This is a genomic window from Streptomyces venezuelae (genome assembly GCF_008642355.1).
Taxonomy (GTDB): Bacteria; Actinomycetota; Actinomycetes; order Streptomycetales; family Streptomycetaceae; genus Streptomyces; species Streptomyces venezuelae_B.
The window spans coordinates 7,782,987-7,802,893 of the sequence record NZ_CP029193.1 but is presented as its reverse complement, the minus strand read 5'-3'; the positions used below and the strand labels follow the sequence as shown (position 1 = coordinate 7,802,893).

At 72.0% G+C, this 19,907-nt stretch carries 19 protein-coding genes; 9 read left to right on the top strand and 10 right to left on the bottom strand.

The features are described from left to right. Positions 1-9 precede the first annotated feature (9 nt). The 3 genes from DEJ47_RS35165 to DEJ47_RS35155 are packed head-to-tail and all read left to right on the top strand — an operon-like array spanning position 10 to position 2,458. Entirely contained in the window at positions 10-813 is an 804-nt protein-coding gene (locus tag DEJ47_RS35165; RefSeq protein ID WP_150175162.1) for an alpha/beta fold hydrolase, read from the top strand. After that, the gene (locus DEJ47_RS35160; protein ID WP_150175161.1) at positions 813-2,123 is read left to right on the top strand and encodes a PP2C family protein-serine/threonine phosphatase; all 1,311 of its coding nucleotides are present in this window, start codon (positions 813-815) and stop codon (positions 2,121-2,123) included. The genes DEJ47_RS35165 and DEJ47_RS35160 overlap by 1 nt, the downstream gene beginning before the upstream one ends. Next, a complete protein-coding gene (locus DEJ47_RS35155; RefSeq protein WP_150175160.1) occupies positions 2,120-2,458 on the top strand; it encodes an STAS domain-containing protein in 339 nt (112 codons plus the stop codon). Before DEJ47_RS35160 ends, DEJ47_RS35155 begins: the two co-directional genes overlap by 4 nt. Positions 2,459-2,480: 22 nt before the next feature. Here DEJ47_RS35155 and DEJ47_RS35150 read toward each other — a convergent pair whose 3' ends face one another. Further along, entirely contained in the window at positions 2,481-2,744 is a 264-nt protein-coding gene (locus DEJ47_RS35150; RefSeq protein ID WP_150175159.1) for a hypothetical protein, read from the bottom strand. A gap of 43 nt (positions 2,745-2,787) precedes the next feature. Beyond that, complete coding sequence (locus DEJ47_RS35145; protein ID WP_150175158.1) at positions 2,788-3,633, bottom strand: alpha/beta fold hydrolase; 846 nt, start codon at positions 3,631-3,633, stop codon at positions 2,788-2,790. 221 nt (positions 3,634-3,854) lie between these two features. Here DEJ47_RS35145 and paaK point away from each other — a divergent pair, with 221 nt between their 5' ends. Continuing rightward, a complete protein-coding gene (paaK, locus tag DEJ47_RS35140; protein ID WP_150176092.1) occupies positions 3,855-5,138 on the top strand; it encodes a phenylacetate--CoA ligase PaaK in 1,284 nt (427 codons plus the stop codon). Between the two features lie 21 nt (positions 5,139-5,159). Here the strand turns inward: paaK and DEJ47_RS35135 are convergent, their stop codons facing one another. Next, positions 5,160-6,014, bottom strand: a complete 855-nt coding sequence (locus tag DEJ47_RS35135) for an ANTAR domain-containing protein (RefSeq protein ID WP_150175157.1) — start codon at positions 6,012-6,014, stop codon at positions 5,160-5,162. Between the two features lie 127 nt (positions 6,015-6,141). Here DEJ47_RS35135 and DEJ47_RS35130 point away from each other — a divergent pair, with 127 nt between their 5' ends. Next, positions 6,142-6,492, top strand: a complete 351-nt coding sequence (locus tag DEJ47_RS35130; protein ID WP_150175156.1) for a helix-turn-helix transcriptional regulator — start codon at positions 6,142-6,144, stop codon at positions 6,490-6,492. A gap of 56 nt (positions 6,493-6,548) precedes the next feature. Here DEJ47_RS35130 and DEJ47_RS35125 read toward each other — a convergent pair whose 3' ends face one another. Continuing rightward, positions 6,549-8,051, bottom strand: coding sequence for an acyl-CoA synthetase (locus tag DEJ47_RS35125; protein WP_150175155.1), 1,503 nt, complete (start codon positions 8,049-8,051; stop codon positions 6,549-6,551). Between the two features lie 151 nt (positions 8,052-8,202). Here DEJ47_RS35125 and DEJ47_RS35120 point away from each other — a divergent pair, with 151 nt between their 5' ends. Further along, the gene (locus DEJ47_RS35120; protein WP_150176091.1) at positions 8,203-10,626 is read left to right on the top strand and encodes a penicillin acylase family protein; all 2,424 of its coding nucleotides are present in this window, start codon (positions 8,203-8,205) and stop codon (positions 10,624-10,626) included. 48 nt (positions 10,627-10,674) lie between these two features. Here DEJ47_RS35120 and DEJ47_RS35115 read toward each other — a convergent pair whose 3' ends face one another. Both DEJ47_RS35115 and DEJ47_RS35110 read right to left on the bottom strand, forming a co-directional pair. Next, positions 10,675-12,261 carry an acyl-CoA synthetase gene (locus tag DEJ47_RS35115; RefSeq protein ID WP_150175154.1) on the bottom strand — a complete coding sequence of 529 codons (1,587 nt, stop codon included), beginning with the start codon at positions 12,259-12,261 and terminating at the stop codon, positions 10,675-10,677. Beyond that, complete coding sequence (locus DEJ47_RS35110; RefSeq protein WP_150175153.1) at positions 12,258-13,370, bottom strand: nitronate monooxygenase; 1,113 nt, start codon at positions 13,368-13,370, stop codon at positions 12,258-12,260. The genes DEJ47_RS35115 and DEJ47_RS35110 overlap by 4 nt, the downstream gene beginning before the upstream one ends. Before the next feature lie 150 nt (positions 13,371-13,520). On the opposite strand from DEJ47_RS35110, the gene DEJ47_RS35105 reads away from it, so the two are divergent. Together DEJ47_RS35105 and DEJ47_RS35100 are read left to right on the top strand one after the other, a co-directional pair. Continuing rightward, positions 13,521-13,973, top strand: coding sequence for a VOC family protein (locus DEJ47_RS35105; RefSeq protein WP_150175152.1), 453 nt, complete (start codon positions 13,521-13,523; stop codon positions 13,971-13,973). 87 nt (positions 13,974-14,060) lie between these two features. Beyond that, on the top strand, positions 14,061-14,399 hold the full coding sequence (locus DEJ47_RS35100; RefSeq protein WP_150175151.1) for a VOC family protein: 339 nt from the start codon (positions 14,061-14,063) through the stop codon (positions 14,397-14,399). Positions 14,400-14,417: 18 nt separating this feature from the next. Here the strand turns inward: DEJ47_RS35100 and DEJ47_RS35095 are convergent, their stop codons facing one another. Next, positions 14,418-15,623, bottom strand: a complete 1,206-nt coding sequence (locus DEJ47_RS35095; protein WP_150175150.1) for a beta-ketoacyl-[acyl-carrier-protein] synthase family protein — start codon at positions 15,621-15,623, stop codon at positions 14,418-14,420. Further along, complete coding sequence (locus tag DEJ47_RS35090; RefSeq protein ID WP_190415715.1) at positions 15,620-15,883, bottom strand: acyl carrier protein; 264 nt, start codon at positions 15,881-15,883, stop codon at positions 15,620-15,622. The genes DEJ47_RS35095 and DEJ47_RS35090 overlap by 4 nt, the downstream gene beginning before the upstream one ends. Positions 15,884-16,023: 140 nt before the next feature. Between DEJ47_RS35090 and DEJ47_RS35085 the strand changes: the two genes are divergently transcribed. Next, on the top strand, positions 16,024-16,788 hold the full coding sequence (locus tag DEJ47_RS35085) for a 1-acyl-sn-glycerol-3-phosphate acyltransferase (RefSeq protein ID WP_150175148.1): 765 nt from the start codon (positions 16,024-16,026) through the stop codon (positions 16,786-16,788). 29 nt (positions 16,789-16,817) lie between these two features. On the opposite strand, the gene DEJ47_RS35080 is transcribed toward DEJ47_RS35085, so the two are convergent. Both DEJ47_RS35080 and DEJ47_RS35075 read right to left on the bottom strand, forming a co-directional pair. Further along, the gene (locus tag DEJ47_RS35080; RefSeq protein ID WP_150175147.1) at positions 16,818-18,284 is read right to left on the bottom strand and encodes a hypothetical protein; all 1,467 of its coding nucleotides are present in this window, start codon (positions 18,282-18,284) and stop codon (positions 16,818-16,820) included. Positions 18,285-18,320: 36 nt separating this feature from the next. Beyond that, positions 18,321-19,781, bottom strand: a complete 1,461-nt coding sequence (locus DEJ47_RS35075; protein WP_150175146.1) for a lipase family protein — start codon at positions 19,779-19,781, stop codon at positions 18,321-18,323. Between the last annotated feature and the right edge of the window lie 126 nt (positions 19,782-19,907).

Here is a 19,907-nt window from a genome sequence, read left to right as displayed (position 1 = left end):
ATGGAAGTCATGGACATCATCCACAGGAACAACGTCACCGTCACGGGCAACCCGCAAGGGCAGACGGTGGTGCTGGCCCACGGTTTCGGCTGTGACCAGAACATGTGGCGCCTGACGGTGCCCGCCCTGGAGCCGCACTACCGCGTGGTCCTGTTCGACTATGTGGGCGCGGGCCGGTCGGATCTCTCCGCGTTCTCCGCGGAGCGGTACGGCTCGTTGGACGGGTACGCCCAGGACGTGGTGGAGGTGTGCGAGCGGCTCGACCTGCGCGACGCCGTGTTCGTCGGCCACTCGGTGAGTTCCATGATCGGTGTCCTGGCCGCCAGGCAGGCGCCCGAGCGCATCAAGGCCCTCGTGATGGTCGCCCCGTCGCCCCGGTACATCGACGACGACGGCTACCGCGGCGGCTTCAGCGAGGAGGACATCGACGAACTCCTGGAGTCCCTGGAGGCGAACTACCTGGGATGGTCCGCGTCGATGGCGCCGCTCATCATGGGCAACCCCGAGCAGCCCGAGCTCGGCGAGGAGCTCAAGAACAGCTTCTGCGCCACCGACCCCGAGATGGCCCTGGTCTTCGCCAGGACCACCTTCCTCTCGGACGCGCGGGACGAGCTGCCGGGCGTGCGCGTCCCGACACTGGTCCTGGAGTGCTCGCAGGACGCGATCGCGCCCCGCGAGGTCGGCGCCTACGTGCACCGGACGGTTCCCTCGTCGCAGCTGGTCACCCTCGACGCGACCGGGCACTGCCCGCACCTGTCCGCGCCCGAGGCGACCAACGCGGCGATCACCGCGTTCCTGGCAGGCCTGGGGTGATGTGCCGCACGGGAACCGGCCCCGACGACGCCAACGAGGCCGACGGCGGTACCTCCTCGGACTCGATGTTCGCCGCCCTCCTGGAGGACAGCGCCGAGGAACTGTACGAGCACGCGCCGTGCGGGTATCTGTCCACGCTGATGGACGGCACCGTCGTCAAGATCAACGGCACGTTGCTCGACTGGCTGGGGCTCGACCGGGAAGCGGTCGTGGGCCGGCTGCGGTTCACGGACCTGCTGACCGTGGGCGGCAGGCTGTACCACGAGACGCACTTCGCTCCGCTGCTGCGCATGCGGGGCGAGATCAGCGGAGTGGCCCTCGACGTCAAGCAGACCGACGGCGGCCGCAGGCCGGTCCTGGTCTCCGCCGTCATCAAGTACGGCAGCACCGGCACACCGCTGCTGACCCGCCTCACCGTCTTCGACGCCACCGACCGCCGCGCCTACGAGGCGGAGCTGCTGCGCAGCCGCAAGGCCGCCGAGGAGTCCGCGCGGCAGGCCCGCGCCGACCGGGCACGGCTGCAGCAGGCACTCGCCGTGCTCCAGGAGTCGCTGCTGCCGTCGTCCCTGCCTCCGATCCCCGGCGTCGAGACGGCCACGTACTACCACACCGCCTCGCCCGACCAGCTCGGCGGCGACTTCTACGACGTCTTCCCGCTGGACGGCAAACGGTTCGGCTTCTTCCTCGGCGACGTGTGCGGAAAGGGCCCCCAGGCGGCCGCGGTCACCTCGCTGACCCGGTACACGCTGCGCGCCGCCGCCCTGCACGACCCGGCGCCCGTGGCCGCGCTGACCACCCTCAACCAGGTCCTGCACGACCGGTACTCGGGCGACGACCCGCGCTTCTGCACCGTCATCTTCGGCGTCCTGGACCCCGACCCCGTCTCCGGGTACGTCTCCGTGGAGCTGGCGTCGGGGGGCCACCCGCCTGCCCTCGTCCTGCGCGGCGGCGGCACGGCGGACTACCTCCCCACGCCGGGCGGCCTCCTCGTCGGCGCGCTGCCCGACCCGCAGTTCACGGCCGCGAGGACCACCCTCGCCCCCGGCGACACACTGCTGCTCTACACCGACGGCGTCACCGAGGCCCGCACCGGCGCCGACCGCTCCGACCTCTTCGGGGACGAGGCACTGCGGGCCTTCACCGCCGAGCACGCCGGCACCTCCGCGGGGGACGTCGTCGGCGCGCTCAGCGATCTGCTGGCGGGCCTCGGCGAAGGCCTCGACGACGACACCGCACTGCTCGCACTGGGAGCACCCGCACCCGCACCCACTCCTACGACGGACGACACGGCGACGAAAACCACACCATGAGCCCACTGAAGATCATCACCGGCGACTCCGCGACGGGTCCTGTCCTGGAGATCATCGGCGACCTCGACCACCACACCGCCCCGGAGCTGCGCGACAAGCTCCCCACGGTCGGCCTGCGCCCGGGTGGCCGTCTCGTCCTCGACCTCACCGCGATGCACTTCTGCGACTCCAGTGGCATCACCGCCCTGCTGGCCGCGCGCCACCACGCCCAGGCGGCGGGCGCGGACATCGCCCTCGCGGCGGTCCCGGCCAACACCCTGCGAATCCTGCGCATCGTCGGCCTCGACCAGATCTTCGCCCTGCACGACGACGTCGCGGCCGCCACGCGTCCCTGACGCTCCGCTCCCCCTGCGCGCCTCACGCCACCCAGCTCCCTGACGGCAGGACGCGTCCCAGGGCGACGGAGTGCGGCGCGTCGAGTCGCCGCTCGTGCCGCACGTGCGCGGCCCCGGCGGTCAGGACTCCCCCGCAGTACGGTGCCGAGCGCGCGACCGAGGAGGCGGGGGGGCGGCCCAGGGCACCGGGCCGCGCGGGCGCCGCGACGGCGGAGCCGCCCGTGAGCAGAGCGACGGTCGGCGCGCCGGTGGCGAGCACGCGGCGGGCGGGTGTGGCGTTGCGCACGTCGTCTCCCTCAGCGCCTGTGTCATGTCCGGGCCGGTCGTGTTCAGTCCTGCGCGAGGAAACCCGCGACGCGCCGCACGAACCACTCCGGGTCGTCCAGCCACGGGAAGTGCCCGGCGCGGGGCTGTACTTGGCGTACGCCGTGCGGGAAGAACCCGGCGACCTCCTCGGCGTGCGCGGGGTTCGGGCCGCCGTCCCACTCCCCCGCGAGCACGAGCACCGGCGCGGCCAGCTCCGTCAGGGCGGCGCGGGTGGCGGCCGGGTCGAACGCGCCGTCGCCGTGGAACGCGGCCGCCGCCTCCGCGTTCTTCTCCGACGCGCTCGCCGCGCGGTGCGCCTGCGCCGCCGCGTCCCAGCGTCCGTAGGCGAGGGGGGCGAGGGCGTCCGCCACCTCGGCGAAGCCGCGTCCGGCGGCGAGCGCGTCCAGCGCGGCCTCGGCGGCCGGGTACCAGGGCTCGTCCGCGCGCAGCGCCGCCGCCTCGCGGTGGTCCCGGTCGGTGACGGTGAGGCCGAGGGCCTGCGTGGCCGGGGCGACCAGGACGAGGGTGCGGACCCGCTTCGGGTGGCGGGCCGCGTACAGCGTGGCGATGTTGCCGGACGCGGAGTGCCCGAGCAGGTCGACCCGGTCGAGCCCGAGGTGCATGCGGAGCGCCTCGACGTCGTCGACGAGCCGGTCGCAGCGGTACGTCGCCGGGTCGTCCGGCACCGCGGAGTCGCCCGTGCCGCGCAGGTCGAGGAGGATCAGGTGCCGGTGCGCGGTGAGTCCGCCGAGGTCGCCGAGGTAGGCGGAGGCGCGCATGGGGCCGCCGGGCAGGCACAGCAGGGGCTCGCCGTCCCCCTTCTCGTGGTAGGCGAGCTCCGTCCCGTCGTACGCGCTGAATGTCGGCATGGGGATGATCATCACATCCCGTGCGCCGCCCGGGCAACGCTGTCGCGACGTGGCCCATGACGGTGGCCCATGCCGCCGCCCGTGGCCTCGCGCCGCAGCTCGAGCCGGTGTGCGAGATCCCTTGACGCCCACCGTCCGGCCTGGATTACTGAGCTCCACAGAAGATCGACGACCGAATGATCGGTCGCCCGTTAAGGACGGGAGCAGTCCCTATGACGCGTATGCCGCTACTGCTGGACGCGGCCGAACGGCTCGGCCCGCGCGAGCTCGCAGCCCTGCAGCTGGAGCGCCTCCAGGACACCTTGTTGCATGCGTACGAGAACGTCCCGTTCTACCGGGCGGCGTTCGACAAGGCGGGGCTGCGTCCCGACGACTGCCGCTCGCTCGCCGACCTGGCACGGTTCCCGTTCACGACCAAGGACGACCTGCGGGCCAACTACCCGTTCGGGATGTTCGCGGTGGAGCAGTCCGAGGTGCGCCGCCTGCACGCGTCGAGCGGCACGACGGGCCTGCCGACGGTGGTCGGGTACACGGAGCAGGACCTGTCCATGTGGGCGGACGTGGTGGCCCGTTCGCTACGCGCCGCGGGGGGCCGGCCCGGCGAGAAGGTCCATGTGGCGTACGGGTACGGACTGTTCACGGGCGGCCTGGGCGCACACTACGGAGCGGAGCGGCTGGGATGCACGGTGATCCCCGCGTCGGGCGGTATGACGGCGCGGCAGGTCCGGCTGATCCAGGACTTCCGCCCCGAGATCATCATGGTGACGCCCTCGTACATGCTCACGCTCCTGGAGGAGTTCGAGCGGCAGGGCGTCGACCCCCGTACGACGTCCCTGCGGGTCGGCATCTTCGGCGCGGAGCCGTGGACGGAGGAGATGCGGCGTGAGATCGAGGAGCGCTTCGCCATCGACGCCGTGGACATATACGGGCTCTCCGAGGTGATCGGCCCCGGTGTCGCGCAGGAGTGCGTGGAGACCAAGGACGGGCTGCACATCTGGGAGGACCACTTCTATCCGGAGGTCGTGGACCCGATCACGGGCGAGGTGCTGCCGGACGGTGAGCGGGGCGAGCTGGTGTTCACGTCGCTCACGAAGGAGGCCATGCCCGTCATCCGCTACCGGACACGGGACTTGACGCGACTGCTGCCCGGGACGGCACGGATCTTCCGGCGCATGGAGAAGGTGACGGGCCGCAGCGACGACATGGTGATCCTGCGGGGCGTCAACCTCTTCCCCACCCAGATCGAGGAGATCGTGCTGCGCACGGCGGGCATCGCCCCGCACTTTCAGCTACGGCTGACCCGCGAGGGCCGCATGGACGCACTGACGGTACGGGCCGAGGCGCGCGCGGACACGCCGACGGCGCGGCGCGAGACCGCGGCCCGCGAGATCGCGGCGGCGGTGAAGGACGGGATCGGCGTCTCGGTCGGTGTGGAGATCGTCGACCCGGAGACGCTGGAACGGTCGGTGGGCAAGTTCAAGCGGATCGTCGATCTGCGGGACTGACGCCTCCCGTCGTACGGCCCGTCAGGGCACGCCGTCCGTGGGAGGGCTGGGGTCGACCGCGGAGACGGCCAGGTCGGGCAGCGGCTCGGTCCGCGGCCCCGCGTGTGCGGGGCGGGCGGCGTGCGCCCGGCCCGCCTTGGTGATCGCGGCGTCGAGCTGCTTGCGCACGGCGTCGGGCAGGGCGCCCCCCTGGACGGTGCCGACCACGTCTCCCGCCAGCACGTGCAGCTTGGTGTTGGTGTTCTGCGAGGCGGTGACCAGCGCGTCCCAGGCGGCTTCGGGGCTCAGGTTGAACGTGGACATCAGGATGCCCCTGGCCAGGTCGATCGTGGGCCGGGTCTGCATGGCACGGCGCAGTTGGGCCACGACGATGTGCAGCTCCTGCTCGGATCGCTCGGGCTGACTCGCCTCGCGCACGACCGGGCCGGGCGCCTCCACGGCCTCCGGCTTCGGAGTCGACTCCGGATCCGGCTCCGGTTCTGGCTCCGGTTCGGGAGGCATGAACAGGCCACGGGTCCCGGTCAGTTCGAGCAGCCGGTCGACGACGGGACTGCTGTGGCGGATGACCACGGCCTTGCCCTCTTGCACCGCGTGCTGACGCAGACCGAGCAGGAGGTTCAGGCCCGAGCAGTCACAGAACTCCACTCCGCTCAGGTCCAGGTCGAGGCCGTGCGCGGCATTGGCGAGCGCGCGGTCCAGATCGATCCGGAGTCGTTGTCCGGTGTCGAGGTCGAGCTCCCCCCGCACCGCGAGGCTTCTCCTGCCGCCCGCAGCACTGCCGTCCCGCGGCGGCGAGGCCAGCGGAATTCGGCTGCCCTGACTGTGCTCGCCACCCTCGTTCCCGAAGGGCTGCCGAGTGGACGCGGGCTTCGGCATGGCCTCTCCTCACCTCGCTGCCTTCCGCTGTGCCCAGGCTGCCCGCCCAGGACCATGCACGTCAACTAATACATGAACTCTAGTACGTGTTTTTGAAAACGTGAATGCGAGGTACTAGAGTTGAGCCATGGATGGAGTGCCGGAGCCACACACTGGATGGACGTTTCTCACAAATCACGCGCGCGTGCTTGCTGCCATCGCCGACAACCACAACGCCCGCATCCGTGACATCGCCGCGCACTGCAGACTCACGGAGCGGGCTGTCCAGAAGATCATTGCCGACCTGGAGCAGGACGGCTACCTCTCCCACACCCGGGAGGGGCGCACGAACACGTACCAGATCGACCCCGCGAAGGTTCTGCGCCACCCCGCCGAATCCGGTCTGTCCGTCGCCTCGTTGCTGTCCGTGCTCGCCAGGGACGAGGCCGACCGGACCGGCTCGAGCCAGGACGGCGGACGGCACGCGGCCGCGACCTGACCCCGACCCGACCGACCACCGAACGGGTTCGGCCCAGCCCCTGCCGGACCCCCGACTCAGTCGGCGGCGAACCGGTCACGGAGCTCCCGCTTGAGGATCTTCCCACTGGCGTTGCGCGGCAGTTCATCCACGAAGAGAACCCTCTTGGGCACTTTGAAAGAAGCGAGTTTCCGGCGGACGTGCACGATGAGTTCGTCCTCCGTGACGTCCTGGTCGCCGCGTACGACGACGGCGGTGACCGCCTCGATCCAGCGGTCGTCCGGCAGCCCGATCACCGCCGCCTCCGCGACCCCCACGTGCTCGTACAGCACGTCCTCGACCTGCCGTGACGCGACCAGGACTCCGCCCGAATTGATGACGTCCTTCACGCGGTCGACGACGGTGAAGTACCCCTCCGCGTCCCGCACGGCGAGGTCCCCCGAGCGGAACCAGCCGTCACGGAACGCCTCAGCCGTCTCCTCCGGCTTGTCCCAGTAGCCTTCGCACAACTGCGGTGAGCGGTAGACGACTTCACCCTGCGTGCCGTCCGGCACCTCACGGCCGTCCTCGTCCACGACCCGCGCCTCGACGAAGAGCACGGGCCGTCCGCACGAGTCCATCCGCCCCTCGTGCTCGTCCGGCCCGAGGACGGTGGCGAGCGGACCGATCTCGCTCTGCCCGAAGCAGTTGTAGAACGCGAGCTCCGGCAGCCGGGCGCGCAGCCGCTCCAGAACCGGTACGGGCATGACCGACGCACCGTAGTAGGCCTTGCGCAGCGCCCGGAGGTCGCGGTCCGCGAAGCCGGGGTGCCGCGAGAGGCCGATCCACACGGTGGGCGGCGCGAAGAGGCTGTCGGCACGGCCGGCCTCCACGAGGTCGAAGATCCGCTCGGCGTCGGGCCCGTCGAGGATGGTGCTCTCCGCGCCGACGGCCAGGTACGGCATGAGGAACACGTGCATCTGCGCCGAGTGGTAGAGCGGCAGCGAGTGGACGGGTCTGTCCGTCTCCTCCAGGTCGAGAGCGGTGATCGCGCTGACGTACTCGTGGACCAGCGCCCGGTGCGAGAGCATCGCGCCCTTGGGGAGGGCGGTCGTCCCCGACGTGTAGAGCAACTGCGCCAGGTCGTCCCCCCGGGACCCGTCACCTTCGTACGCCGACGCGTGCGCCAGACGCGTGAGCAGTGAGTCGTCCGCGTCCCGCAGGGCCAGGAGCGGCACGCCGGACGGCAGGTGTCCCGCGAGGTCCGGGTCGGCGAGGACGAGGGAGCAGCCGGACTGCCGGACGATGTACGCGAGGTCGTCGCCGGTCAGGTTCTGGTTGACCGGCACGTGGACCAGGCCGGCCCGCGCGCAGGCGAGGAAGCCGATCAGGTAGGCGTCGGAGTTGTGGGCGTAGGCGCCGACGCGGTCCCCGTGGGCCAGGCCGCTGTCGCGCAGGACGCCTGCGGCGCGCGACACCGCGCCGTCGAGTTCCTCGTACGTCCAGGCTCGTTCGCCGTAGTGCAACGCCGTGCGTCGTGGTGTGCGGCGCGCGCTGCGCCTGAGGACTCCGTCGACCGTGTTGTCGCGTACACCCGTCATGGCGTGATCCTCGACCGGTGCACCGGTGAGGGTCAAGAGATCCGTTCCGCGCCGGGGGAAAGTGACCGACCGCTTGGTACGCTCAACCGCCCCTTCCCGAACTCCAGTTGGTCGGAACTTCAGGTGGTCTGAACTCCAGTTGGGAGGCATGATGCGCATCCGCACGAGACGCACGACAGCCGTGGGAGTCACCCTGCTGACGGCGTTGGCCCTGCTCCCGGCGTCCGGCGCGGGCGCCGCGCCCAAGGACACACGCGCCTCGGGCGGTGGCCTGCACGCCACCATCCGCTACACCGAGTACGGCATCCCGCACATACTCGCCGAGGACTACGCGAACCTCGGTTTCGGCACCGGCTGGGCCCAGGCCGCCGACCAGGTGTGCACGCTCGCCGACGGCTATCTGACCGTGCGCGGCGAGCGCTCGCGGCACTTCGGACCCGACGCCTCCCCCGGTTCCGCGCTGTCGTCGGCGTCCACGAACCTCGGCAGCGACCTGTACTTCCGCGGTGTGCGGGAGGCCGGGACCGTGGAGAAGCTCCTCGCGCAGCCCGCGCCCGCCGGGCCGAGCCGCCGCACGAAGGAGCTGATGCGGGGCTTCGCCGCGGGCTACAACGCCTGGCTGAAGCAGAACCGCATCACCGACCCGGCCTGCGCCAAGGCCGACTGGGTGCGTCCGATCACCGCGCTCGACGTGGCGCGGCAGGGCTTCGCCGTGCAGGTGCTCAGCGGGCAGGGCCGCGGGATCGACGGCATCACGTCCGCCGCACCGCCGTCCGCCCCGCGAGCGGGAGCGACCGCCCGGCGGACCGCGCCGGACCCGCGGCGCACCGCTGAGGCGGCCCGCGACCTGTTCTCGTCGCAGGACGCCGACATGGGTTCCAACGCCGTCGCGTTCAGCGGCGAGACCACGGCGAACGGGAGGGGCCTGCTGCTCGGCAACCCGCACTACCCCTGGCAGGGCGGCCGCCGCTTCTGGCAGTCGCAGCAGACCATACCCGGCGAACTCAACGTTTCCGGCGGTTCATTGCTCGGTACGAGCGTGGTCAACATCGGCTTCAACGGCGACGTGGCGTGGAGTCACACGGTCGCGACCGGCGTCACCCTGAACCTGCACCAGCTGACGCTGGACCCGGCCGACCCGACCGTCTACCTGGTGGACGGCAAGCGCAGGAAGATGGTGAAGCGCACGGTCACCGTGCCGGTCAAGGACGGCGCCCCGGTGACGCGCACCCAGTACTGGACCCGTTACGGCCCGGTCGTCACGGGCCTCGGCGCCCAGCTCCCGCTGCCCTGGTCCTCGACCACGGCGTACGCGCTCAACGACCCCAACGCGGTCAATCTGCGCGGCAGCGACACCGACCTCGGCTTCGGCAAGGCACGCTCGACCGCGGGCATCCTCAAGTCCCTGCGCGAGACGCAGGGGCTGCCCTGGGTGAACACCGTCGCCGCCGACCGGCACGGTCACTCGCTGCTCAGCCAGTCGCAAGTACTCCCCCGCATCACCGACGAACTCGCGGAACGGTGCAGTACGCCGCTCGGCAAGGTCACCTACCCGGCCTCGGGCGTCGCCGTCCTCGACGGGTCGCGCGGCGCGTGCGCGCTCGGCTCGGACAAGGACGCGGTGCAGCCCGGCATCTTCGGCCCGTCACGGATGCCGACCCTCGAGGACGCCCCGTACGCGGAGAACTCCAACGACAGCGCCTGGCTGACCAACGCCGACCACCCGATCACGGGCTACGAGCGGATCTTCGGCACGATCGGCACGCAGCGCTCGATGCGCACCCGCGGCGCCGTCGAAGACGTGGCGGCGATGGCCGAGAAGGGGGACCTCACCGTCCGGGACCTCCAGCGCCAGCAGTTCGCGAACCGTGTCCCCGCGGCCGACCTCGCCGCCGCCGACACGGCGAAGGCCTGTGCGGCACTGCCCGGTGGCACGGCAACGAGCAGCGACGGTCGGGCAGTTGACGTACACAGGGCCTGCGAGGCCCTGGCGCGCTGGGACCACCGGATGGACACCGACAGCCGCGGCGCGCTGCTCTTCGACCGGTTCTGGCGCAAGCTCACGGCGACCGTGCCCAACGCCCAGTTGTGGAAGGTGCCGTTCTCGGCCGCGGACCCGGTGCGCACCCCGCACACCCTCGACACCTCGCTGCCCGGCTTCCGCACCGCACTCGCCGACGCGGTGACCGAACTGACCGCGGCGGGTGCCGACGTGGGCGACCCGCTCGGCGCGCACCAGTACGTCGTGCGGGACGGCCGGCGCATCCCGGTCTCCGGCGGCACCGAGTCCCTCGGCGTGTGGAACAAGATCGAGGCGAACTGGGACAAGAAGGCGGGGTACACGGAGGTCGCCCACGGGTCGAGCCACATCCAGGCGGTCGGCTGGAACTCCGGCGGCTGCCCCGAGGCCCGCACGCTCCTGTCGTACTCCCAGTCCTCCAACCCGAACTCCCCGCACTACAGCGACCAGACGAAGCTGTACGGGAAGGAGCGCTGGGTGACGTCGCGCTTCTGCGAGCGGGACATCCTCCGCGATCCGGAGCTGGAGGTGGTGCGGGTGCGCGAGCGCCGCTGAGCCCCTGACGCACGGAGACGGGAAGGCCGGGAGGCCCGGGGGCGCGGCCTACACGGCGCGCTCCCGCCCCTCCCAGTACGGCTCCCGCAGACGCCGCTTGTACAGCTTGCCGTTGGGGTCGCGGGGCATCGTGTCGATGAAGTCGAGGCTCCTGGGGCGTTTGTAGCCGGCGAGGTGGTGCTCGCAGTGGGCGAGGATCTCGGCGGCCAGGGCGTCGTCGCCGGTCCGGTCCTCGGTGACCTCCACGACGGCCTTGACCTCCTCGCCCCAGGCGTCGTGGGGGATGCCGAAGGCGGCGGCGTCCGCGACGGCGGGGTGGGTGAGCAGCGCCGACTCGATCTCGGCGGGGTAGATGTTGACCCCGCCCGAGATGATCATGTCGATCTTCCGGTCACGCAGGAAGAGGTAGCCGTCCTCGTCGAGGAGGCCGAGGTCGCCGACGGTGAAGAAGTCCCCGATGCGGTTCTTCTTCGTCTTGGACTCGTCCTTGTGGTACGAGAATCCGCCGGTGGACATCTTCATGTAGACGGTGCCGAGCTCGCCGGGTCCGAGGCGGTTGCCGTCGTCGTCGAAGACCGCCAACTCGCTGATGGGCCAGGCCTTTCCGACCGTTCCCGGTTTCTTCAGCCAGTCCCGTGCGGTGGCGAAGGCCCCGCCCCCCTCGCTCGCCGCGTAGTACTCCTCGACGCACTCGCCCCACCAGTCGATCATCGCCCGTTTCACGTGGTCGGGGCAGGGCGCGGCGCCGTGGATGGCGTGCCGCATCGACGACACGTCGTACGCGGCGCGCGTGGCCTCCGGCAGCGCGAGCAGACGGTGGAACTGGGTCGGCACCATGTGCGTGTGCGTGCACTTGTGCACGTCGATGAGGCGGAGCATCTCCTCGGGCGTCCACTTGTCCATGAGGACCAGCGGGTGCCCGATGTGCAGGGCGGCGCCCGCGAACTGGAGTACCGCCGTGTGGTAGAGCGGCGAGCAGACCAGGTGGACGTTGCCGTCGAAGGGCTTGATCCCGAAGATGCCGAGGAAGCCGCCGAGGTAGGACTCCTCGGGGAGCTTGCCGGACAGGGGGCGGCGGATGCCGCGCGGGCGGCCGGTCGTGCCCGAGGTGTAGTTCATGACCCAGCCGAGTGTGCGGTCGGCCGGGGCGGACTCGGGGTGCCCGTCGAGGAGTTGGGCGTAGGGCCGGAAGCCGGGCACATCTCCGACGCCGTAGCGGTGGGTCGCGGGGAGGCCCGCCTCGTCGGCCGCAGCCACCGCGGAATCCGTGAACTTCTCGTGGGCGATGAGCACCTTGGCGCCGGAGTCGGCGACGATCCAGGCGATCTCGGGGCCGACCAGGTGGTGGTTGACGGGGACGAGGTAGAAGCCCGCCTGGGACGCGGCCAGGTACGCGGTGAGGAACTCCACGCCGTTGGGCAGCACGACGGCGAAGGCGTCCCCGCGTGCGAGGCCCGCGGCCCGCAGCCCGTGCACCAGTTGGTTGACGGCGCCGTGCAGTCGTCCCGCCGTCCACTCGGCGCCGTCGGGCGCCACGAGGACGGTGCGGCCGGGGTCGGCCGACGCCTGGGCCCAGAAGCCGTTGGGGGGTGCGCTTTCTTCCGGGGGCGTGTTCCCCTGCGGGGTCGTGTTCACGACTGGCCTTCCCTTCCCGCGATACGGATGACACGGTCGACGGCCCGTTCGAAGCCGCGCGTCAGATCGTCGAAGACGGCCTGGACGCTGCGTTCGCTGTTCATCCGGCCGACGATCTGCCCGACCGGCGTGCCGAGGAGCTCCCGCACCTCGTACTTCTGGATGCGCGAGACGGCCTCGGCGACCAGCAGCCCCTGCAGCGGCATCGGCAGCGTGCCGGGGCCCTGCGGGTCGTCCCAGGCGTCGGTCCACTCCGTGCGCAACTGGCGTGCGGGTTTGCCCGTGAGGGCGCGCGAGCGGACCGTGTCACCGGAACCGGCCGCGAGCAGCTTCCGGGTCAGCGCGGGCGAGTGGAGGTCGGCCTCCGTGGTGGTGAGCCACAGCGACCCGAGCCACACGCCCTGCGCGCCGAGCGCGAGCGCTGCCGCGATCTGCTGCCCGCTGCCGATGCCCCCGGCGGCGAGCACCGGCAGCGGCGCGACGGCGTCGACGGCCTCGGGCGTGAGCACCATGGACGCGATCTCACCGGTGTGGCCGCCCGCCTCGTACCCCTGCGCGACCACGATGTCGATGCCCGCGTCCGCGTGCTTGCGGGCGTGCCGGGCGCTGCCCGCGAGGGCCGCGACGAGGACGTCGTGGTCGTGGGCGCGACGGATCACGTCGGCGGGGGGTGAACCGAGCGCGTTGGCGAGGAGTTTGATCGGGTAGTCGAAGGCGACGTCCAGCTGGTCGCGGGCGACCTGCTCCATCCAGCCGGTGATGCGCCAACCCGATGCCTCGCCCTCCGCCAGCTCGGGCACGCCGTGCTTGGCGAGGGTGTCCCGCACGAACTGCCGGTGCCCCTCCGGGATCATCGCCTCGACGTCGGCCTCCGTGACGCCCTCGACCTTTTTTGCGGGCATGACGACATCGAGCCCGTAGGGCTTCCCTTCGACGTGCTCCTCGATCCAGTCGAGGTCCCTGGCCAGCTCGTCGGGTGCCGTGTAGCGGACCGCGCCGAGCACCCCGAACCCGCCCGCCCTGCTGATGGCGGCAGCCACCGCGGGGAACGGCGTGAAACCGAAGATGGCGTACTCGACTCCCAGTCTCCTGCTCAACTCCGTCTGCATGGGCGCAGGATGCCGCAGCGGCCCGGACGAGGGAAGAGATTTTCTGATGTGGTGTCAGGTCCATTCCTGATGAGGTGTCAGATCCACCCGGGTTCCCCGGGACCCGTCGGCCCCCTGGCCCCGAGCGCCGCGACAGCCGATCATGGACGGATGGCTGCCTTCTACCACGTGTGCTTCGCCGTCCCCGACCTCGAACAGGCCATGCGCGACTTCCAGCGCTCCGCAGGTGTCGAATGGAGCACGCCCGCCTCCGACAGACTCGGGGCGTGGGACTACCGGACCGTCTTCACCTCGGGCGGGGCGCCGTTCATCGAACTCATCGAGGGTGCTCCGGGCAGCCCGTGGCACACGGAGGACGGGGCCAGGTTCGATCACATCGGCTTCTGGTCGAGCGACATCCGCGAGGGCTCCCGGCGCCTGGAACGTGAGGGCTTCCCGGTGGACTTCTCGGGCTGCCCCCATGGCCGCCCGTTCGCCTACCACCGGATGGACAGCATCGGAGCGCGCGTCGAACTCGTCGACGTCAGCCGCCAGCAGGCGTTCCTCCAGGCGTGGCATCCGGGCGGGCCCCCGATGCCGGCCATCGTGGAGACGCCCGAATGAGAGACGCCCGAATGAGGGCCTTGTGACACGGGGTCCGAGCCGGCCTCTCGACACGCGGCCGGGACCGGCTCTTCCTACGATGGCCGTATGTCCCTCGATCTGTTCTCCGGCATTCCGGTCAGCGACTTCGCGTCGGCCCTGACGTGGTACGAACGCGTGCTGGGCGGTCCTCCCGCGTTTCTGCCGAACGACGTCGAAGCCGTCTGGCAGCTCGCGGAACACCGCTACCTGTACATCGAGCACCTCCCCGACCACGCGGGCCACGCCCGGCTCACCGTCTTCGTCGGCGACTTCGACGAGCGCGTCGCGCGGATCGCGGGCCGCGGTCTCGCCCCGACCAGGCGCGAGACGTACGCGAACGGCGTCCGCAAGGCGACGTACCGCGATCCCGACGGCAACGAGATCGGCCTCGGCGGCGCGCCGTAGTCCCTCATGGGCCTGCTCTCACTCCCTCTCGAGAACGACGACCGCGTTGTGCCCGCCGAAGCCGAACGAGTTGCTGACGGCGACGTCCGAGGACAGGGGCCGTGCGCGGTCGGCGACCACGTCGATGTCGAGGGCCGGGTCCGGGTCGGTCAGGCCGGCCGTGGGTGGGACGAGGTCCTCGCGGAGTGCGAGGACCGTCAGCGCGGCCTCGATCGCTCCGGCCGCGCCGAGCGTGTGACCCAGGCTGCCCTTGGTCGAGGTGACGGGCGGCCGGTGGGGAAAGACCCGGGCCAGGAGCGTCGCCTCCATCGCGTCGCCGCGCGGTGTCGACGTGCCGTGGGCGTTGACGTGGCCGACGTCGCCGGGGGCGACGCCCGCCTCGGCGAGCGCGGCCCGCAGGGCCCGCTCGGCGTGGTGCCCCTCGGGGTGCGGGGCCACGAGGTGGTGGGCGTCGCTGCTCGCGCCGTACCCGATGAGGCGGGCGAGCCGGGGCGCGGAGCGGGCGGCCGCGTGCTCGGGGCGCTCCAGGATGAGGGCGCCCGCGCCCTCGGCGATGACGAAGCCGTCACGGGCCCGGTCGAACGGGCGCGAGCAATGGTCGGACAGCGCGCGGAGCTGGGAGAAGCCGGTCACCATGAGGGGGGTGACGGCCGCGTCGGCCCCGACGACCACAGCGATGTCGCACTGGCCCGAGGCAAGCAGGTCGCGTGCCGTGCCGAGGGCGGTGGCTCCCGAGGCGCACGCGGTCGCGACGTTGAGGGTCGGGCCGGTCGCACCGAGGTGCAGGGCGATCGCGGCGCACACCATGTTGGGCAGGTAGCCCGTCAGGAAGTACGGGGAGACGCGCTCCGGACCGTCCGACGCGAAGCGCGCCGCGGCGGTCCGCTGGGTGTGCACCCCGCCGACCGAGCAGCCGGTGACGACGGCGACGCGGGTCGCGTCCCATGCGGTCGGGTCGAGTTTGGCGGCGTCCAAAGCCTGGGCGGCGGCCGCGAGCCCCATCCGGGCCCCGGGGTCGAGGTGCGCGGTACCGGGCTGCCGGGGGCGCAGCGCGTCCATGCCGTCGACGCGGCAGCTCAGCGAGACCGGCAGCTCCAGCAGTTCCGGATCGGGCCTGGCGGTCGCCCGCCCCGCCCGGACGGCGGCCCAGGTGCTGTCCGTGTCGTGCCCCGCCGCGGTGACCAGGCCGATGCCGGTCACCGTGGCGGCGGCGTCCCGCGTCATCCGGCGCAGCGCTGGTCGAGGCGGCGTTCGTCGACGCGGGCGGCGAACTCGGCGAAGGTGAGCTCCCGCAGCTCGTCCTCGGTGGTGTCGACACGCAGTTCGTCCTTGAGCGTGATGGCCATCTCGACGACCATCAGCGAGTCGACGAGCAGTTCGGTCATCCGCGCGTCGGGGCGCACGGCGGCCGGGTCGACGTCGAACCTGTCGACGAGCAGGCCGGTGATCAGAGCCGCGGTCGCGGGTGACGCTGAGGTACTCATGGCGGGCCTTTCCTGAACGGCGCCCGGATATCGGGTGCTGAGAAGATCGGGTGCTGGAAGATCGGGTGCTAGGAAGAGAGACCACCTCAATGGCATCTTTAGTCTTGCGGTGACCCATTTTCAGCTGAAAGTGGGATCTTGTGACCGAAACCCATGCGGGACCGTGGACCGACGCCCCGACCGGCCTGCTGAACGACGTCGGCAGCGAGCTCCTGGACGGCGTGCTGGGGTGGCTCGCCGACGACTACCTCCGCGTCGAGGTGCGGGGTCTGGAGAACATCCCGCGCTCGGGGCCCGCGCTCATCGTCGCCAACCACTCGGGTGCCTGGGGACTCGACGCGTTCGTCCTGCACAAGCTCCTGCGCAGGGAGCTGCGCAGGCCGGTGCTCTTCTACGCCTCCCCCGTGGTCTTCCGGCTGCCGGCCGTGGCCGCCTATGCCCGCAGACAAGGCGCCTTCACCGACGATCCGACGCTGGGCCGGGACCGGCTGGCCGCGGGGCATCTCGTCGCGCTGTTCCCCGAAGGGCTCGACGGGGTCGGCAAGTCCTTCTCGCAGCGCTACCGGCTGCGCCCCTTCAGCCCCGCTTTCGCGGCGACCGCGGTGCGGACCGGCGTACCGGTGGTGCCCGTGTCGGTCGTCGGCGCCGAGGAGACCCTGCCGAAACTCGGCGAGATCCGGACGCTGGCCCGCCGTTTCGGCCTGCCGTACTTCCCCCTCACCACACCGCTGCCGCTGCCTTTCAAGTGGTGGATCAGCATCGGCGAACCGATCCCCGCCCCGGCCTGCGCCGCGTCCTTCGCCGCCCGGGCGGCGGCCGCGCGACAGCTGTGCGACGAGGTGTGGTTCACGCTGCAGGGGATGGTCGATCGGGACCGGCGGCGCAGGACGACGCCGTTCCGGTAGAGGTCCGGTCAGCGGCAGAGCCCCAGGGGTCAGCTCGCCAGCCACTCGGCGGCACGGCGGGCATCGGCCGCCGCCCGGGTGCAGCGTTCCGCGTGGGCCAGGAGCGTCATGCGGCACTGTTCACCGAACGCGTCGTGGTTCCAGCCGGACTGACGTGCGCACTCGGTGAGTTTCCTGGCGTGCTCCTCAAGGCTGCAGGCGCCCGCCTCGGTGACCGCGGCGTAGTGCGCGGGGCTCTGTCCTGCGGTGGGTGTCGCGCACCCGTCGACCACGGGGCGGGCGGCCAGGTCGGCTGCCGCGTCCGCGTCGTCCGCGAGGGCGAGGCGGAGGGACGCGGCGGGCAGGTCGGCCGGGAGCGCGCCGGGGGTGAGGCGCGGGGCCAGGGCGACGGGTTCCGCGTGCCGGGTGAGGGCGCGGACGAGTTCGGCGGCGGTGAGGACGGCGAGTTCGGCGGCGGCGCACGGTCCCGGCGCCGCGCACAGGGAGGTCGACGGGTCGTGGCTGCCGTGGCGCTGCGCCTCGTCCAGGTCGCGCAGCCATGCGGTGGCGCACAGGATCTCGGTGCCCGCGTCGACCGTCATGCCGTGCCAGCTGAAGGGGGCGCGGACCTCGTGCAGGCCGGCGGCCAGCGGCGGGTAGCGGCGCAGGGCCTCGCCGACGGCTCGTTCGGCGCGGTCGGTGCCGGGCATCAGCGGCCGCACGGTCATCAGTGCGAGGGCCTGCGGCACGGTGTCGGCGAGGGCCCGGGTGAGGGTCTCGAGGACGTGCTCGACGACGGCGTCCCTGCTCTCACCTGTGGCTTCATCGGCGCCGTCGTCACGGACCGCCCCCGTGAGTCCGCCCGGGTGCACGGCATGGACGTACACGTCGAGACGCCGTCGCAGCGCGGAGGCACGGGCGGCGTACTCGGTGCCGTCCTCCGCCTGGGCCACCGCTTCGAGGATGGCGCTGATCAGGCTGTCGTCGGCGGCGGCGTCCCCGAGGACGATCCGCCGCGCGAGACGCGCCGTGCACGCGCACCAGTCGTCGCGGGCGACACTGCCGTCCGCGTGGCGCGCCGCGTGGATCTCGGCGGCCTCCCCCGCGACGGCCTCCCGCACCTCGGTGCGCACCGCGGCGAGGGAGACGGGCAGCGCCGCGTGCGGCGTCACCCGCAGGCGGCGCCCCTCCGCGGTGAGGGCGGTGACCGTGCCCCGGGCGCCGACTTCTTCGGCCCGGTCGATCAGGCTCCTGGCGTCGTCGGCGTCGAGCGGCATCAGGAAGGTGCCGAACGCGGTGCGCAGCCGGGTCGGCCGTCCGCCCGCGGTGCGCCGCAGCTGCGCCAGGACCTGCCGGGTCAGGCGCTGCCGGGTGAACGGTCCGAGTCCGAGGGCGCGTGCCGGGGCGTCGATCCAGGACACGCGCTGGGCCGCCAGCGCGGCACTGATCAGCGCGCTCTCCAGGGGCCAGGCCTTCGGCGGGCGGCGGGAAGCGGTCGTGGTGTCACTGGCGTTCATCGCCGGTCTCCCTCGGGGGTCTGCTGGCCCGCGGCGTCACTTGTCGCGCACCAGGTAGGGCTGGTTGCCGACGATCTCGCCGTCATAGCGGGTGATGAGCCGGTTCACGCGGTCGCGGTGCGGCACCTCGCCCCTGCGCAGGGTGTCGGCGTACGCCTGCGGGGCGTGCGAGAGCGGATAGTCGTACGTCTCGTCCAGCCAGGCGCACTCGACCCAGCTGTCCGGGGTGTCGTGCGCGGAGGCGGGTCCGCGCCCGTCGAGGCCGGGGATCACGTCGTGCTGGTTGACGAGGCTGACGATCCGCGTGGTGGGGTCGACGGGGCGCTTGGTGTCGATGGGCGAGCCGACGGTGACCACATGGGTGAGCCGGTACGTGGACACGAAGTCGAGGTCGCAGGCCAGGTTCATGGCGGTGATGCCGCCCAGACTGTGCCCGACGATCATCAGCTCGGCGCCCTCGGGCACGCCCGCGCGCACGAGCACCTGCCGGGCGGAGCGGCTGTATGTCGTGTCGGTGCGCAGCAGCGCGTCGAACGCCCCGACGAGGTCCTGCGGGGTGCTGTTGCTCAGCCGTCCGAAGCTGGTGCCGGGCAGCAGCAGGACGTACCGCGTGGCGCCGTCCGTGCAGTCGATCCGCCGCAGCAGCGCGAGCCCGTGGTTGCCGAGGGCGGAGATGTCGTCGATGTAGCGGACGATGTCGTTGCCGGAGCGGGCCAGGACGCGGGCCAGCATCGCGTCGGCCTCGCAGCGCTCGGCCCGCCCGGGGCCCGGGTTGAGGTGCCTGATCAGTACGGCGGGCAGGCCGAACAGCGGGTCGGTGGTGGGCACTCCGCCGGTGAGGGTGACCCAGGCGAAACTGTCGTTGGTCGGGTTCTCGTCGAGCAGTCCGGCCAGCGCGAGCAACTCCATGACCACGGGGCTGATGGTGGTCAGAGTGCGGGTGACGCCGAGCAGTTCCACCAACTCCCGGGCGGCGCGGAGCGCTTCGATCCTGCGGCCCGCGACGACGGCCTTGGTGAACCGCTTGGCGAGCGGCGCCGCCAGGCTCGGATGTTCACGGGCGGCGGCCTCGATGCGCATCGCGAAGGCGTCCACGGCCATGGCGACGCAGGCGGGCCGACGACGCGCCACGGCTCCCAGGGACCGGACGGTCTCGCCGACCAGGCCACCGTTGGCGGCGAGCCCGAGCCCCGCGGGGTTCGACATCGCGCGCGCCGCGGACAGCGTGGTGCCGAGGGCCCACGCGGGGCGCCGCAGCGCCTGCAGACCGACCCGCCAGCTCGCGCCCGCCGCGGTGAGCTCGGCGCCGGTCCTGCGGGCGGCGAGTGCGGCGTCCGCGAGCAGGATCGAGGCGGCGATGAGCAACTCGGGATCGGTCTGCTCGGGAGGAGCCTGCTCGGTACAGGCCCGGCCCGGCTGGTCCTGCGGTACGGGGTGCTGCTTCCGTACGGGTTCCGCACCCCGTACGGGCATCGCGTCGGCTGACCGGGCTGTCATCCCCGCCACCTCTTTCTGAGGGTCACTTCCAGCAGTAGACCTGCCCGCGTGCCGGTCGGCAGGCCCGCTGCCGCCGCTCAGGTGAATCACCGGGCGTGCGCGCGTGCCGGGGTCGACGGCCGCGAC

What these genes read in the sequence shown, in the direction of transcription:
- DEJ47_RS35165 (WP_150175162.1), top strand. Translation starts at nt 10, where the DNA reads ATGGACATCATCCACAGGAACAACGTCACCGTCACGGGCAACCCGCAA.
- DEJ47_RS35160 (WP_150175161.1), top strand. Translation starts at nt 813, where the DNA reads ATGTGCCGCACGGGAACCGGCCCCGACGACGCCAACGAGGCCGACGGC.
- DEJ47_RS35155 (WP_150175160.1), top strand. Translation starts at nt 2,120, where the DNA reads ATGAGCCCACTGAAGATCATCACCGGCGACTCCGCGACGGGTCCTGTC.
- DEJ47_RS35145 (WP_150175158.1), bottom strand. Translation starts at nt 3,633, where the DNA reads ATGCCGACATTCAGCGCGTACGACGGGACGGAGCTCGCCTACCACGAG.
- paaK (WP_150176092.1), top strand. Translation starts at nt 3,855, where the DNA reads ATGCCGCTACTGCTGGACGCGGCCGAACGGCTCGGCCCGCGCGAGCTC.
- DEJ47_RS35135 (WP_150175157.1), bottom strand. Translation starts at nt 6,014, where the DNA reads ATGCCGAAGCCCGCGTCCACTCGGCAGCCCTTCGGGAACGAGGGTGGC.
- DEJ47_RS35130 (WP_150175156.1), top strand. Translation starts at nt 6,142, where the DNA reads ATGGATGGAGTGCCGGAGCCACACACTGGATGGACGTTTCTCACAAAT.
- DEJ47_RS35125 (WP_150175155.1), bottom strand. Translation starts at nt 8,051, where the DNA reads ATGACGGGTGTACGCGACAACACGGTCGACGGAGTCCTCAGGCGCAGC.
- DEJ47_RS35120 (WP_150176091.1), top strand. Translation starts at nt 8,203, where the DNA reads ATGCGCATCCGCACGAGACGCACGACAGCCGTGGGAGTCACCCTGCTG.
- DEJ47_RS35110 (WP_150175153.1), bottom strand. Translation starts at nt 13,370, where the DNA reads ATGCAGACGGAGTTGAGCAGGAGACTGGGAGTCGAGTACGCCATCTTC.
- DEJ47_RS35105 (WP_150175152.1), top strand. Translation starts at nt 13,521, where the DNA reads ATGGCTGCCTTCTACCACGTGTGCTTCGCCGTCCCCGACCTCGAACAG.
- DEJ47_RS35100 (WP_150175151.1), top strand. Translation starts at nt 14,061, where the DNA reads ATGTCCCTCGATCTGTTCTCCGGCATTCCGGTCAGCGACTTCGCGTCG.
- DEJ47_RS35095 (WP_150175150.1), bottom strand. Translation starts at nt 15,623, where the DNA reads ATGACGCGGGACGCCGCCGCCACGGTGACCGGCATCGGCCTGGTCACC.
- DEJ47_RS35090 (WP_190415715.1), bottom strand. Translation starts at nt 15,883, where the DNA reads ATGAGTACCTCAGCGTCACCCGCGACCGCGGCTCTGATCACCGGCCTG.
- DEJ47_RS35080 (WP_150175147.1), bottom strand. Translation starts at nt 18,284, where the DNA reads ATGAACGCCAGTGACACCACGACCGCTTCCCGCCGCCCGCCGAAGGCC.
- DEJ47_RS35075 (WP_150175146.1), bottom strand. Translation starts at nt 19,781, where the DNA reads ATGACAGCCCGGTCAGCCGACGCGATGCCCGTACGGGGTGCGGAACCC.